This is a genomic window from Xanthobacter dioxanivorans, from assembly GCF_016807805.1.
GTDB classification, from domain to species: Bacteria; Pseudomonadota; Alphaproteobacteria; order Rhizobiales; family Xanthobacteraceae; genus Xanthobacter; species Xanthobacter dioxanivorans.
The window spans coordinates 1678031-1692919 of sequence record NZ_CP063362.1 but is presented as its reverse complement, the minus strand read 5'-3'; the positions used below and the strand labels follow the sequence as shown (position 1 = coordinate 1692919).

Annotated in this window: 10 protein-coding genes, 1 other RNA gene and 2 pseudogenes; 8 read left to right on the top strand and 5 right to left on the bottom strand. The window is 68.5% G+C overall.

Annotated elements, in window-relative coordinates; translation table 11 throughout:
* The first annotated feature begins 64 nt into the window (after positions 1-64).
* A complete protein-coding gene (locus EZH22_RS07990) occupies positions 65-676 on the top strand; it encodes an arylesterase (RefSeq protein WP_203196449.1) in 612 nt (203 codons plus the stop codon).
* 164 nt (positions 677-840) lie between these two features.
* Positions 841-1149, top strand: coding sequence for a hypothetical protein (locus EZH22_RS07985; RefSeq protein WP_203195146.1), 309 nt, complete (start codon positions 841-843; stop codon positions 1147-1149).
* 125 nt (positions 1150-1274) lie between these two features.
* Here EZH22_RS07985 and EZH22_RS31680 read toward each other — a convergent pair whose 3' ends face one another.
* Both EZH22_RS31680 and EZH22_RS31675 read right to left on the bottom strand, forming a co-directional pair.
* The gene (locus tag EZH22_RS31680; protein ID WP_231711370.1) at positions 1275-2246 is read right to left on the bottom strand and encodes a c-type cytochrome; all 972 of its coding nucleotides are present in this window, start codon (positions 2244-2246) and stop codon (positions 1275-1277) included.
* A complete protein-coding gene (locus tag EZH22_RS31675) occupies positions 2243-3277 on the bottom strand; it encodes a c-type cytochrome (RefSeq protein WP_231711369.1) in 1035 nt (344 codons plus the stop codon). The genes EZH22_RS31680 and EZH22_RS31675 overlap by 4 nt, the downstream gene beginning before the upstream one ends.
* Before the next feature lie 164 nt (positions 3278-3441).
* On the opposite strand from EZH22_RS31675, the pseudogene ligA reads away from it, so the two are divergent.
* Positions 3442-5579: pseudogene (gene ligA / locus EZH22_RS07975) on the top strand (NAD-dependent DNA ligase LigA).
* A gap of 246 nt (positions 5580-5825) precedes the next feature.
* Positions 5826-6212: RNase P RNA component class A (rnpB, locus tag EZH22_RS07970), an RNA gene on the top strand.
* Between the two features lie 47 nt (positions 6213-6259).
* On the opposite strand, the pseudogene gyrB reads toward rnpB, so the two are convergent.
* From gyrB to EZH22_RS07955, 3 genes and pseudogenes are all read right to left on the bottom strand, one after another.
* Positions 6260-8700 (bottom strand): annotated as a pseudogene (gyrB, locus tag EZH22_RS07965) (DNA topoisomerase (ATP-hydrolyzing) subunit B).
* A gap of 53 nt (positions 8701-8753) precedes the next feature.
* Positions 8754-9497, bottom strand: a complete 744-nt coding sequence (gene queC / locus EZH22_RS07960; RefSeq protein ID WP_203195145.1) for a 7-cyano-7-deazaguanine synthase QueC — start codon at positions 9495-9497, stop codon at positions 8754-8756.
* A gap of 36 nt (positions 9498-9533) precedes the next feature.
* Complete coding sequence (locus EZH22_RS07955) at positions 9534-9836, bottom strand: BolA family protein (RefSeq protein ID WP_231711368.1); 303 nt, start codon at positions 9834-9836, stop codon at positions 9534-9536.
* A 207-nt stretch (positions 9837-10043) separates the two neighbouring features.
* Here EZH22_RS07955 and EZH22_RS07950 point away from each other — a divergent pair, with 207 nt between their 5' ends.
* The 4 genes from EZH22_RS07950 to EZH22_RS07935 all read left to right on the top strand — a co-directional run bounded on the left by EZH22_RS07950 (position 10044) and on the right by EZH22_RS07935 (position 14720).
* Entirely contained in the window at positions 10044-10658 is a 615-nt protein-coding gene (locus tag EZH22_RS07950; protein ID WP_203195143.1) for a J domain-containing protein, read from the top strand.
* Between the two features lie 105 nt (positions 10659-10763).
* Positions 10764-11747: a cobaltochelatase subunit CobS gene (gene cobS, locus EZH22_RS07945; RefSeq protein WP_203195142.1), complete on the top strand. Its 984-nt coding sequence runs from the start codon at positions 10764-10766 to the stop codon at positions 11745-11747.
* A gap of 58 nt (positions 11748-11805) precedes the next feature.
* Positions 11806-13695, top strand: coding sequence for a cobaltochelatase subunit CobT (cobT, locus tag EZH22_RS07940; protein WP_203195141.1), 1890 nt, complete (start codon positions 11806-11808; stop codon positions 13693-13695).
* Complete coding sequence (locus tag EZH22_RS07935; protein WP_203195140.1) at positions 13692-14720, top strand: esterase-like activity of phytase family protein; 1029 nt, start codon at positions 13692-13694, stop codon at positions 14718-14720. Before cobT ends, EZH22_RS07935 begins: the two co-directional genes overlap by 4 nt.
* Positions 14721-14889 lie beyond the last annotated feature (169 nt).

Genomic DNA, 14889 nt, shown 5'->3' with positions numbered 1-14889 from the left:
AGCGAAGCCGCCAGCCGGGGCGCGCCGCCCATGGGAGACGGCATTTAAGGCGCTGGCGGGGCTGATGGCGGCGATGCTCTGCTTCACGTTCGCGTCAGCCGCCACCGCCCGCACCGTGCGGGTGGTGGCGTTCGGCGACAGCCTCACCGCCGGTTACGGCATTCCCCGCGCGGCCGCCTTCCCCGCCCAGCTCGAAGTCGCGCTGAGGGCCAAGGGGCTCGACGTGGCGGTGGCGAATGCCGGCGTCTCCGGCGAGACCGCGACGCAGGGGCTCGCCCGGCTCGACTGGTCGGTGCCGGAGGGGACCGATGCGGTGATCGTGGAACTCGGCGCCAACGACATGCTGCGCGGCCTCGATCCGGCGGCCACGCGCCGGGCGCTGGCGGAGATCGTGCAGCGCCTGAAGGCCCGCGGCATCGCGGTGCTGCTGGCCGGCATGCGGGCGGCGCCCAATCTCGGGCGGCCCTACCAAGAAACGTTCGACCGCATCTTCCCGGACCTCGCGACCACCGAGGGGGTGCTGCTCTATCCGTTCTTTCTCGACGGCATCGCCGGCGACCGCACCCTCAACCTGCCGGACGGGCTCCACCCCAACCCGGACGGCGTCAAGCGCATCGTCGCCGGCATCCTGCCCAAGGCGGAGGAGCTGGTGGCGCAGGCGGGAAAGGGAAAGTAGAACAGGCCACATGACTAAGTTTAAGGCAGTTTCGGCATCGACCTTCGGCACTTGACCAATCCGTAGCCATTCATCTAAATTCCGCCGTTTTCGCGCGGGGCCCTCTCCGCTTGTGCTGTTGCGTCGCGTATTCGTTTGATTGAAAACAACTGCGAGAATGAAAAATGGTACGGGAATTCGAGTATCAGGGGGAGACGTTCCGCGTCACCGCCCATGGCATTCACGGCCATGAAGAAATCTTCATCGTTCATATTGAGGAGGATGGCGTGGAGGGCGCGGAAATCTCCATCGACCGCATGACGGAAGAGAATGACACCAGCGCTCCCATCGAGGAAATCCTGGTGATGCTGTGCGACAAGCTCATCCCGCAGGGCGAGATCAAGGTGCAGAACCCGGAAGCCCCCTTCGCCTGGCGGCAGGGCAATGTGGTGTTCGAGGTCCATGACGGCCTCCAGGACATCAAGCACGACTGACCCGGATACCCTGCCGCACACGCCAAAACGGCCGCCCCGCGATCTTCCGGGGCGGCCGTTTCATGTGAAACAGGGTTAAGAGAGCCGCCATCGCGACCCATGCGGGCCGCGGCGGGACCCGTCGCCTATTTCTTCTTGGCCGGAGCCGCCGGAGCGGCCGCCTTGGGCGCCGCCTCCACCACCACCTTGCGCGGCGGCAGCAACTGCAGGGTCTGCACCGCCTGGCCGGCGAAGCCGTTGAGCAGGGCGTTCTGCTCCGCCACCGAGGTCTTCTGCGTGGCCACCACCCGGCAATAGGCGGCGATCAGCGCATTGGCCACGTCCGACGGCCTTGCCTTCGGGTTCTGCTGGTAGAGCGTCGTTGCAAGGATGGAGACCGCATCGCCGGACACCGGCGGCTTGGGCGCGCCGAGGAGCTTGGTGGCCGCGGCGGAGAGATCCGCCGGCACCGCCTTGCCGTCGTCCGCCGGGCAGGCGAGCTTGTCGGCGAGGCTTCTGGGCTCCTTCAGCACCAGGCCGCTGCCCACCGGCAGAGCCCAGGCGATGGGCTGAGAATCCACCGGGCCATTGACAGTCCGCCGCGATACGTCGAGCGCCGCCTGGAGCGTGAAGCGGCGCAGCTCCGCATACTTCTGCCATTCGGGAAGGCCGCTCTTGGCCACCACCGGGCAATAGGCGGCGGTGAGGGCATCCACCACGGAGCCCGAACCGGAACTGCCGGACGCGGCGTTGTAGGCGTCCACCATCATGGGAATGGAGCGCTGGCCACCGGCCATCATGGCGGAAAGCGCCGCCACGGCCTTCGCGTCCGGTCCGTCGGAGCCGGGCGCGCCGCCCACGTCCGGGCAGGTGAAGGCGGAGGCCGCCTGGGTGCCGTAGTCGGGCACATGGGCGGTGGCGCGCCAGGCGGCGACCATGCTCGCCGTCACGTTCGGCGCGGCGGTGTTGCCCCAGGAGGTGCGCACGTAATTGGCGAGATCCGCCACCTGCCCGTCATCGAGCCGGCCGGCGAAGGAGGGCATGGCGCCATAGGTGCCGCCCGGTGGCAGGCCGCCGAGGATGGCCATGATCACGTTGTAGGGCTCGGAGGCGGTCACCGCCGGATTGCCGGCCAGCGCCGGGATCGAATCCCCCGGCCGGCGCCCTTGTCCAGGTGGCACACGGCGCAATTGTCCACATAGAGCTTCGAGGCGCGCAGATAGACGGCCGCGGGCAGGGGCGAGGCCGCCTGCGGGGCGGGGACGTCCTTCGGCGGCGGCGAATCGAACAGGTAGGTGACGATGGCGGCCCGGTCGGCCTCGGTGAGGAAGCCGAGGGATTCGTGCACCACCTCGGCCATGGGGCCGAAGACGGAGGTCTTGCCCGGCGCCGAGCCGGTCTTCAGGAAGGTGGAGAGGGTCTCCGGCGTCCAGCCGTCCTTCTTGAGCGCGGCGGTGGCGATGTCGGGCGCCCAGAAGCCGTCCACGTCGGCGCCGAGGAAATGCGCCTTCGCCTTGGTGGCGCCCATGAGGTTGCGCGGCGTGTGGCAGTCCGAGCAATGGCCGAGCGCGTTCACGAGATAGGCGCCGCGGTTCCATTCCGCGCTTTTGCCGGCGGCGGGGGTGAAGCGGCCCTGGTCGAAGAACAGCTCGCGCCACGCCAGCATGCCGAGGCGGATGTCGAACGGGAAGGCCAGCTGGTTGGCCGGCGGGGTGCTGGGAATGGGCGGGATGCGCCGCACATAGGCCCACAGGGCCTTCATGTCGTCGTCGGAAATCTCGGTGTAGGCGTCGAACGGCATGGCGGGATAGAGATAGGCGCCGTCCTTGCGGATGCCGTTGCGCACCGCGTTAACGAACTGCTCGTAGGTCCACAGGCCAATGCCGGTGGAGCGGTCCGAGGTGATGTTCGGCGAATAGATGGCGCCGAACGGCGTGTTGAGCGCAAGGCCGCCGGCGAAGGGCTTCGCCTTGTCGCCGGTATGGCAGGGCATGCAGTCCGCCGCCTTGGCGAGATATTCGCCGCGCGCCAGAAGGGCCGCATCCTGAGCCGAATCGTCCCCCTGCTGGGCCAGCGCCGGCGCAGCGGCAAGGAAGGTGAGGGCCGCTGCCGCGGCAATCCTGCGGGAAAATCCTGAACCCCTGGCCATTTTGCCCCCTTGGTCGGAGAATCGTATTCGAAGCCCTAGCTTGGACATCTTACAAGTTCGAGACATCCGCGCAGCCCGGTCTTTTCCGGATGCACGGCGCCGATTGTGGCCGGCGAGTTGCCGGCCGCAGCGGGCTTTGCCAAAAAGGGGCGCCAGAGGACACCATGACCGCGCCCGCAGCCCCCTTTCGTTCCGTGACTGTCGAAGACCTCTCGCCGGCCGAGGCCGCGAGCGAGCATGCCGCCCTGGCGCAGGAGATCGCCGGCCACGACGCCGCCTACTATCGCGAGGACGCCCCGGTCGTCTCCGACGCCGAATATGATGCCCTGCGCCGGCGCTATGAGGCCATCGAGGCGCGCTTCCCGGGACTGAGGGGCGAGGACAGCCTGTCCGAGAAGGTGGGCGCTGCGCCGTCGGAGAAGTTCGGCAAGGTTGTGCATGGCGTGCCCATGCTGTCCCTCTCCAACGCCTTCTCCGACGCGGAGGTGGAGGAGTTCGTGGCGCGGGTGAAGCGCTTCCTCAATCTCGGGCCGGACGACGAGGTGGCCTTCACCTCCGAGCCCAAGATCGACGGCCTGTCCTGCTCCCTGCGCTACGAGGGTGGCGCGCTCGCCGTGGCCGCCACCCGCGGCGACGGCACCCAGGGCGAGGATGTGACCGCCAACGTGCGCACCATCGCCGAAATCCCCGATCGCCTCTCCGGCGAGGACGTGCCGGCCCTCATCGACGTGCGCGGCGAGGTCTACATGGCCAAGGCCGATTTCGAGGCGCTCAACGATCGGCAGGCGGCGGCCGACGAGAAGGTCTTCGCCAATCCGCGCAATGCGGCAGCGGGCTCCCTGCGCCAGCTCGATTCCGCCATCACCGCGGCCCGGCCCTTGAAATTCTTCGCCTATGCCTGGGGCGAGGCCTCGGACCTGCCGGCAGAAACCCAGCATGGCGTGGTCGAGGCCTTCAAGCGCTGGGGCTTCACCACCAACCCGCTGATGATCCGGGCAACCAGCGCCGCCGAGCTCATCGCCCACTACCGCTCCATCGAGGCCCAGCGCGCCACGCTCGGCTACGACATCGACGGCGTGGTCTACAAGGTGGACCGGCTCGACCTGCAGCGCCGCCTCGGCTTCGTCTCGCGCTCGCCGCGCTGGGCCATCGCCCACAAGTTCCCGGCCGAGCAGGCGACCACCGTGCTGGAGGACATCGAGATCCAGGTCGGCCGCACCGGCGCGCTCACGCCGGTGGCCAAGCTCACCCCGGTGACCGTGGGCGGCGTGGTGGTCTCTTCCGCCACCCTGCACAACGAGGACGAGATCGCCCGCAAGGACGTGCGCATCGGCGACACGGTGGTGGTGCAGCGCGCCGGCGACGTGATCCCTCAGGTCGTGCGGGTGATCGCGGAGAAGCGGCCGGCCGGTTCAAAGCCGTATGAATTCCCCACTTTGTGCCCGGCCTGCGGCTCCCACGCCGTGCGCGAGGTGGACACCAGGACTGACAAGGTGGACGCGGTGCGCCGCTGCACCGGCGGGCTCATCTGCCCGGCGCAGATGGTGGAGCGCCTGCGCCACTTCGTCTCCCGCAATGCCTTCGACATCGAGGGGCTGGGCGAGAAGCAGGTGCGCGCCTTCTACGAGTGGGGACTGATCAAGTCGCCCGCCGACATCTTCACGCTGGAAGAGCGCAACAGGCGCGACCTGCAGCGGCTGGAGAACCGGGAGGGCTGGGGCAAGACCTCCGCGACCAACCTGTTCGCCGCCATCGAGGAGCGGCGAAAGGTGGTGGTGGACCGCTTCGTCTTCGCCCTCGGCATCCGCCATGTGGGCGAGACCAACGCCAAGCGGCTGATGCGCCATTACGGCACCGTGGAGGCGCTGGAGGCCGGCGCGCTGGCGTCGGAGATTCCCGGCGAGGCCCATCCCAAGGGGAACGAGGCCTGGCAGGAGATGCTCGGCATCGACGGCATCGGCGACGTGGTGGCGGAAGCGGTGATCGAGTTCTTCGGCGAGCCCCGCAACCGCGAGGTGGTGGCGGCGCTGCTGAAGGAGGTGACCCCGAGCCCATGGAGCGGGTGGCGGCGGCAAGCCCCGTCTCCGGCAAGACGGTGGTGTTCACCGGATCGCTGGAGAAGATGACCCGCGACGAGGCCAAGGCCATGGCCGAGCGGCTCGGGGCGAAGGTCTCCGGCTCGGTGTCGGCCAAGACCGACCTCCTGGTGGCGGGCCCCGGTGCCGGCTCCAAGCTGGAGAAGGCGCAATCCCTCGGGGTGCAGGTGATGACCGAGGACGAATGGTTCGAGCTGGTGGGGTGAGGCCAACTTTCGTTTACGCGTATCCCGGCCGACTGGAACGCAGCGTCAGCGGAGTGGAAGGGGAGCCGGGATCCAGCGCAAGGCTTCGCCGAAGGCGCTTCCCGATCCGGCTGCCAGAGACATTCTGACTGCTGCGCAGGACTCTCTGCTGGACCCCGGCTCGGCACTTCTGCCTCGCCGTCGCTGGGCCGGGGAACGCATCCACCCCTTGACGCATGACGCCCCAGCGCCCATTGCTCGCGCTCACCAGCCGGCCGGGCGGCCGCGGTATGCTCTGCATATCGAGGAAAGTCCGGGCTCCACGCAGACACGGTGCCGGATAACGTCCGGCGGGGGCAACCCCAGGGAAAGTGCCACAGAAATCAGACCACCCGTGAAAGACTTTCGGGTCCGCACGGGCCAGGGTGAAACGGTGGGGTAAGAGCCCACCGCGCGACCGGCAACGGGAGCGGCACGGCAAACCCCACCGGGAGCAAGGTCGAATAGGGACGGCACGGGAAACCACCCCTGTCTACGGGGCGCCGTCCGGGTTGACTGCTAGAGGCGCCGGGCAACCGGCGTCCCAGAGGAATGGTCGCCACGCGGGCCGCAAGGTCCGCCGTACAGAACCCGGCTTACAGGCCGGCTGGTGTTTCCCTTGAAAGGCATCCCGTGAAAACGGGGACAGGCCGCGCGCCCCCTCACACGTCCACGCTCGCCCGCAGGGCGTTCTCCTGGATGAACTCCCGCCGCGGCTCCACGGTGTCGCCCATGAGGCGGTTGAAGAGGTCGTCGGCGGCATCCACCTCCTTCACCCGCACCTGGAGGAGGGAGCGGGCGTTCTTGTCGAGGGTGGTCTCCCACAGCTGCTCCGGGTTCATCTCGCCCAAGCCTTTGTAGCGCTGGAGCGAGAGGCCCTTGCGGCCGGCGTCGGTGACCGCGTCGAACAGGTCGACGGCGCCGAACAGCGCCTGCTCGTCGTTCTTGCGCTTCAGCACCGTGGCGGCGGTGAAGACGCCGTCGAGGTCGCGGGCCAGCGTGTCAAGCCGGCGCGCCTCGGGGGAGGCGATGAAGGCATGGTCCAGCCGCGCCACCTCGGCCACGCCGCGCACCGTGCGGGAGAAGGCATAGCCGGTCTCGTCGAACAGGCCGATCCAGCCGCGCTCGGTCTCGTCCGCCAAGGCGTCGAGCCGGCGCGCCACCTCGGCAGCGGCGGCGATGCCGGCGGCCTCGTCCTGCAACGCCGCGACGCCGAACGCGCCGGCCAGCGCCGCCTGCTCGGCCACCGCGCGGTTGTAACGCGGATGCATGGCGCCCAGCGCCGCCCGCAGCTGGCGCGACACCTCCACCACATGGGCGAGGTCCGAGCCAGCGCGCACTTCGCCCGAGGCCAAGTGCAGGGAGGCCTCATCGAGGCCGGCGGTGACCAGGTAGTCCTCCAGCGCCTTCTCGTCCTTGAGATAGGTCTCGGACTTGCCGCGGGTGACCTTGTAGAGGGGCGGCTGGGCAATGAAGAGGTGGCCCGCGTCCACCAGCTCCGGCATCTGCCGGAAGAAGAAGGTGAGCAGCAGGGTGCGGATGTGGGCGCCGTCCACGTCGGCGTCGGTCATGATGATGATCTTGTGGTAGCGCAGCTTGGCGAGGTCGAAGCCGCCCGAATGCCCGTCGTCGCGGCCGATGCCGGTGCCGAGCGCGGTGATCAGCGTGCCGATCTGCTCGGACGACAGCATCTTGTCGAAGCGGGCCCGCTCCACGTTGAGGATCTTGCCGCGGAGCGGCAGCACCGCCTGGAAGGCGCGGTCGCGGCCCTGCTTGGCGGAGCCGCCGGCCGAGTCACCCTCGACGATGAAGATCTCGGACTTGGCCGGGTCGCGCTCCTGGCAGTCGGCGAGCTTGCCGGGCAGCGAAGCGACGTCGAGCGGGCTCTTGCGGCGGGTGAGGTCGCGGGCCTTGCGGGCGGCCTCGCGGGCGGCGGCGGCCTCCACCACCTTGCCGATCACGTTTTTGGCTTCCGCCGGGTTCTCCTCGAACCAGACCGACAGCGCCTCGCTCACCAGGGATTCCACCACCGGGCGGACCTCGGAGGACACCAGCTTGTCCTTGGTCTGGGAGGAGAACTTGGGGTCCGGCACCTTCACCGAGAGCACGGCGGTGAGACCCTCGCGGCAATCCTCGCCGGTGGGGTCCACCTTCTCCTTCTTGGCGATGCCGGAGGAATTGGCATAGCCGATCACCTGCCGGGTCAGCGCCGCCGCAAAGCCGGTGAAGTGGGTGCCGCGATCCCGCTGGGGAATGTTGTTGGTGAAGCACAGGATATTTTCGTGATAGCCGTCGTTCCACGACAGTGCGGCTTCCACGGTCATGCCGTCCTTCTCGGCGCGGATCACCACCGGCTTCTGCAGCAAAGCGGACTTGGAGCGGTCGAGGTACTTCACGAAGGCTTCCACGCCGCCCTCGTAATGCAGCTCCTCGCGCTTCACCTCGGCGGTGCGCGCGTCGGTGAGGATGATGAGCACGCCGGAATTCAGGAACGCCAGCTCGCGCAGCCGGTGCTCCAGCGTGGCGTAGTCGAACTCGATCTTGGTGAAGGTCTCGGGGCTGGGGTGAAGGTCACCCTGGTGCCGCGCTTGTCGGCGGGGGCGTCGCCCACCACCTTCAGCGGGGCTTCCGCGTCGCCATGGCGGAAGCGGATGAAATGCTCCTTGCCGTCGCGCCAGACGGTGAGTTCCAGGGTGGTGGACAGCGCATTCACCACCGAGACGCCCACCCCGTGCAAGCCGCCGGAGACCTTGTACGAGTTCTGGTTGAACTTACCGCCGGCGTGCAGCTGGGTCATGATGACCTCGGCAGCGGAGACGCCCTCTTCCTTGTGGATGTCGGTGGGGATGCCGCGGCCGTCGTCGGTCACCGTCACCGAGCCGTCGGCGTTGAGGGTGACCGTGACCTCCTTGGCCCAGCCGGCGAGGGCCTCGTCGATGGCGTTGTCCACCACCTCGTACACCATATGGTGGAGGCCCGACCCGTCGTCCGTATCGCCGATATACATGCCGGGGCGCTTGCGGACGGCATCGAGGCCCTTCAGCACCTGGATGGACTGGGCGCCGTAATCATCGGGGGACTCGGCGGGCACGGGATCGGCCATGATTGATCTCGAATCGTTGGACAGCTTGTTGCGAACCTAGCGCAAAGTGGCGGTTATTTGGGGGCGGCCGCGCGACTTTCCACCGCACCGGACGCGCGGTAGCGCGCAAACCCCTCGGCCCTCAACCGGCAGGCGGGGCATTCGCCGCAACCATAGCCCCAATCGCGCCTCTTGCCACGCTCGCCGAGATAGCAGGTGTGGCTTTCTTCGATGATGAGGTCCACCAGCGCCGCCCCGCCGAGCCGCTCGGCCAGGGCCCAGGTCTCCGCCTTGTCGATCCACATGAGCGGCGTATGCAGCACGAAGCGCTTTTCCATGCCGAGATTCAGGGCCACCTGCATGGCCTTGATGGTGTCGTCGCGGCAGTCCGGATAGCCGGAGAAGTCGGTCTCGCACATGCCGCCGACGATGTGCCTCAGGCCCCGGCGATAGGCGAGCGCCGCGGCAAAGGTGAGGAAGACGAGGTTGCGGCCCGGCACGAAGGTGTTGGGCAGGCCGCCCTCTTCCATCTCCACCGCCATTTCGCGGGTCAGCGCCGTTTCGGAGATCTGGCCGAGCACCGGCATGTCGAGCAGGTGGTCGACGCCCAGGCGCGCGGCCCAGAGGGGATCGAGGCCCGCCATGGCGGCGCGCAGCACCGGGCGGCGCTCCAGCTCCACGGCATGGCGCTGGCCATAATGGAAGCCCAGCGTCTCCACCCGGCCGAAGCGCTCCAGGGCAAAGGCGAGGCAGGTGGCGGAATCCTGCCCGCCAGAGAAAAGGACCAACGCGCCGTCCTGCGCCTGCGCCTCAGCCATGAAGGCTCCGCCTCCCGGCACCCGCAATTGCCCCGCTCATTCGCCCGGCGCCTTGGCCTCGATGGCGATGGCGTGCAGGCCCTTGGCGATCTCGCCCTGGAGCAGGCCGTTGACGATGCGGTGGCGCTCGATCCGGCTCTTGCCGGCGAAATCGGGCGAAACCACCCGAACCCGCAGGTGGGTCACCCCACCGTCGTCGCGATGCTCGGCGCCCTTGAGCTGATGGCGCACGCCGGCATGGCCGGCATGCTTGTGACTTTCGTCCTCGAGCTCGAGGGCGAGCGGGGAAAGCCCCGCCTCGAGGGTCTGGCGGATCGCGGAAAGGGAGGTTTCGGACATCATGAAATCCAATAGCTGAAATGGAACCAATTGAAGGCGCTTCGCCTCAGATGGCGCTTGCGCTGAGGGCGCATTATATGTGTCCTGTCGCAGCCCGCCTATCCTCGCGCCGGCGACGGGTCACGGCTCAGCCGGCTCCGGGGTTTTCCGCCCGATCGCACCTCGTTTCTTGCCGCGCCGCGGTACGGCGCCCATAATCATTGTGTCATGAAGCTGAACTCCCCGCTCTTCGATCGCATCCGGGTCAAGCCCGCAGACGACCGGCGCCACAGCCGGCCGACGCTGCAGGGCTGCCAATGGCCGGGCTGTGCGGCGGAGGGGACCCACAAGGCGCCCAAGGGCCGGCACCAGGAAGGCCAGTACTGGCAGTACTGCCTCGACCACGTGCGCGAATACAACCACTCCTACAACTACTTCTCGGGCATGACCGACGACGCGGTCTGCGCCTACCAGAAGGACGCGCTCACCGGCCATCGCCCGACCTGGAAGATGGGCGCCAAGGGGAGCCGGACGCCCGGCCCTCCGCCGCCGGGCGGCGCCGAGGGCATGCGCGACCCCTTCGGCTTCACCGCCGAGATGGGCGGCGCGTTCCATGCCGACCGGCCGGTGCCGGACGGGCGCATCGTGCGCACCACCGAGCGCCGGGCGCTGGAGGTCATGGGTCTCGAAATGTCCGCCGGCGCCACAGAGATCAAGGCGCGCTACAAGGAATTGGTAAAACTGCACCATCCGGATGCGAACGGGGGGGATCGCTCCTCCGAGGACCGGCTGCGCAGCGTCATCCAGGCCTACAACAACCTGAAGCAGGCCGGTTTCTGCTGACTGTCCGAAGGATGGTCGGATTTTTGCACGGTTGCGGCCGCCTTAAGGGTCACCGCCCCGGAACCAGGACAGGAAGGGCGCGCCACGCGCGCTGACGGAGGAGTCATGATCGGCACGCAGACCAACGCCCCGACCCCGGACATGAAGGTGTCGGTTCGCCAGACGTTCGGCATCGACATCGACATGGAGGTGCCGGCCTTCTCGGAGGCGGATCCCCACGTGCCCGAGCTCGATCCGGACTACCTGTTCGACCGCACCACCACCCTCGCCATCCTCGCCGGCTTCGCCCGCAATCGCCGGGTGATGGTCACAGGATACCATGGAACCGGCAAGTCGACCCATATCGAGCAGGTGGCGGCGCGGCTCAACTGGCCGTGCGTGCGCATCAACCTCGACAGCCACATCTCGCGCATCGACCTCATCGGCAAGGATGCGATCGTGGTGAAGGACGGCATGCAGGTGACCGAGTTCCGCGACGGCATCCTGCCCTGGGCCTACCAGAACAACATCGCCATGGTGTTCGACGAATACGACGCCGGCCGCCCGGACGTGATGTTCGTGATCCAGCGCGTGCTGGAATCCTCCGGCCGGCTGACCCTGCTCGACCAGAGCCGGGTCATCAGCCCCCACCCGGCCTTCCGCCTGTTCGCCACGGCCAACACCATCGGCCTCGGCGACACCACCGGCCTCTATCACGGCACCCAGCAGATCAACCAGGCGCAGATGGACCGCTGGTCCATCGTCACCGCCCTCAACTATCTCGCCCACGACAAGGAAGTGGACATCGTGCTGGCCAAGGCCAAGCACTTCCAGACTCCGGAGGGCCGCGACACGGTCAACCGCATGGTGCGCCTCGCCGACCTCACCCGACAGGCCTTCATCAACGGCGACCTATCCACCGTGATGAGCCCGCGCACCGTCATCACCTGGGCCGAGAATGCGGACATCTTCAAGGAGATCGCCTTCGCCCTGCGAGTGACCTTCCTCAACAAGTGCGACGAGCTGGAGCGGCCGCTGGTGGCCGAGTTCTACCAGCGCTGCTTCGGCCAGGAGCTCACCGAGAGCACGGTGAACGTCGCGTTGTCCTGAGCCGGGAAGTCCCGGCTCCTTCCATCCCCGAGAGACGCTGACCGTTGAGACCCTGATCATGGCCCCGACGAACCGCACCCCCGGCAAGACGCCGAAGGAGGCCCCCGCCGAACCCTTCAAGCGGGCGGTGGCGGGCTGCTTCAAGGCCATCGCCGGCGTCTCCGACTTCGAGGTGACCTTCGCCTCCGAGCGGCCGGCGCTGGCCCCCGACCGGGTGCGCCTGCCCGAGCCGCCGCGCCGCTTCACCCTGCAGGACGCCGCCATCGTGCGCGGCCACGCCGACTCCCTCGCCCTGCGCCGCGCCTGCCACGACCCCAAGGTGCACCGCAAGATGCTGCCCCAGGGCGAGACCGCCCGGGCAGTGTTCGAGGCGGTCGAGCAGGCGCGGGTGGAAGCCATCGGCGGCAACCGCATGCCGGGCACCAAGCGCAATCTCGCGGCCATGCTCCAGGACCGCTACCACCGCGGCAACTTTGCCGACATCACCGAGCGCGCCGACGCCCCCATCGAGGACGCCATCGCCCTCATGGTGCGCGAGCGCCTGACCGGCGAGGCCCCGCCCGCCGACGCGCGCAAGATCGTGGACCTCTGGCGCTCCTACATCGAGGACCGCGCCGCCGGCGACCTGTCCCGCCTCGCCGACAGCCTGGAGAACCAGAAGCGCTTCGGCGAGATCGCCCGCGACCTCCTCGCTTCCCTCGACATGGGCGAGGAGAGCAGCCTCGACACCGAGAAGGAGCCCGAGGACGGGGACGGCGAGGGCGGCCCCGACGACGAGGGCGGCGAGAGCGGCGACGCCCGCGAGGACGACAGCCAGCAGGGTACCACCGAGATGGAGGCCGAGCTCTCCGAGGAGGAGATGCCCGACAGCGCCATGGACAGCGATTCCGCCCCGCCGGCGGAGGTGCCCGACGGCACCGAGCTGGGCGACAGCGAGGAGCCGGCCGAGCCCTGGCAGCCCCGGCCGCCGGTGACCCACGACAATCGCGGGCCCGAATACCATGCCTTCACCACCAAGTTCGACGAGGAGGTGGCGGCAGAGGATTTGTGCGATTCGGAGGAGCTGACGCGCCTTCGGTCCTATCTCGACAAGCAGCTCGCCCACCTGCAGGGCGTGGTGGCGCGCCTCGCCAACCGGCTGCAGCGCCGCCTGCTGGCGCAGCAGAACCGCGCCTGGGACTTCGACCTGGAAGAAGGCGTGCTCGACCCGGCGCGCCTGTCCCGCGTCATCACCGACCCCACCGCCGCCCTCTCCTTCAAGCGCGAGCGCGACACCGACTTCCGCGATACCGTGGTGACGCTGCTCATCGACAATTCCGGCTCCATGCGCGGGCGGCCGATCACGGTGGCCGCCACCTGCGCCGACATCCTCGCCCGCACGCTGGAGCGCTGCGGGGTGAAGGTGGAGGTTCTGGGCTTCACCACCAAGGCGTGGAAGGGCGGCCAATCCCGCGAGGCGTGGCTCGCCGGCGGCAAGCCCGCCGGGCCGGGCCGGCTCAACGACCTGCGGCACATCATCTACAAGTCGGCCGACGCCCCGTGGCGGCGGGCCCGGCGCAATCTCGGCCTGATGATGCGTGAGGGTCTGCTCAAGGAGAACATCGACGGCGAGGCGCTCGACTGGGCGCACAAGCGCCTGATGATGCGCACCGAGGCGCGGCGCATTCTGATGATGATCTCCGATGGCGCGCCGGTGGACGACAGCACCCTCTCGGTGAATGCCGGCAACTACCTGGAGCGGCACCTGCGGCACATCATCTCGGAGATCGAGACGCGCTCGCCGGTGGAACTCATCGCCATCGGCATCGGCCACGACGTCACGCGCTATTACCAGCGCGCCGTCACCATCGTCGACGCGGAAGAACTCGGCGGCGTGATGACGGAGAAGCTGGCCGAGCTCTTCAACGAAGTGCCGAAGGCGCCCACGCGCAAGGGGCGGCTCCATTGAGGTCCGGCCTGTCCCGGCGGACGGCGCTCGGCGTCGCCGCGGGGATCGGCCTTGCGGCCGCAGGGGCCGCCCTGCTCGGCACGGCCTTCTCCAAGCCGCTGGCCTTGCCGCAGGCGCCGCTGGCGATCACGGTGAAGGCTAGGCCGATCGCCACTTTCAAGCCGGGTGACGAGACCGACCGCTTCGGCGCTCTCACCTTTCTCGGCGGCCTGGTTCTGACCTCGGACTTTGCCGGCTTCGGCGGTATTTCAGGCTTCTCGCTGGGCAAGAGCGGGCGGTTTCTCGCCGTCACCGATGCCGGCGTCTTCATCTCCGGCCATCTCGACACCGACGGCGACCGGCCCACCGGCCTCTCGGACGTGAAGGCGGCCGCCCTGTTTGACGGCGAGCACCGCACCCAGGCCACCCGCGGGCGCGGCGACGCGGAAGCCCTCACGGTGGGGCCGGACGGCATCTACGTCGCCATGGAGGACGTGAACGAGATCTGGCGCTATCCGTCCGATCCCATGGGCAAGGCGGGGGCCATCGTGCCGGCCCCGGCCATCCGCAACCTGCGCAACAATCTCGGGCTGGAAAGCCTCGCCTTCATCCCCTCCGGGCCGCTCCAGGGCGCTTTGGTGGGTGTCGGCGAAGCGGGGACCGACGCCAAGGCGGACCTGCCGGGCTTCATCATCGGCGGGCGCCATCCCGGCACCTTCACCGTGGCGAAGAGCGCCGCGTTCAGTGCTACCGACCTGGCCTTGGGCCCGGCCGGCGAGATGTACCTGCTGGAGCGTCACTATTCGCCCGCCACCGGCGTCCGCATGCAGATCCGCCGCTTCTCCCTCGCCGACGTGAAGGCCGGCGCGCGGCTCGAGGGCGAGGTGCTGGGCTCCTTCGACATGGGCTATGAGATCGACAACATGGAGGGCCTCGCCGTGACCACCAACACGGCGGGCGAGACGATCCTCACCCTTGTCTCGGACGACAACTTCAATCCGCTCCAGCGCACCATCCTGCTGCGCTTCGCCGTGGCGGTCGACTGAGCCGATCCGCATCCCAGCGCGGGACAGGCGCGGCGCCGGGCGTGAACGCACGCGGAACAAAGCCGGAGCGAATCGCTGCGATGACGCCGGCCGCGCTTCGTTCCCGCAGCCACGCCGACGACGACCTCAGACCCCATTGTTCTTTGCCGGCCGGGTGCGATCGGCGTCC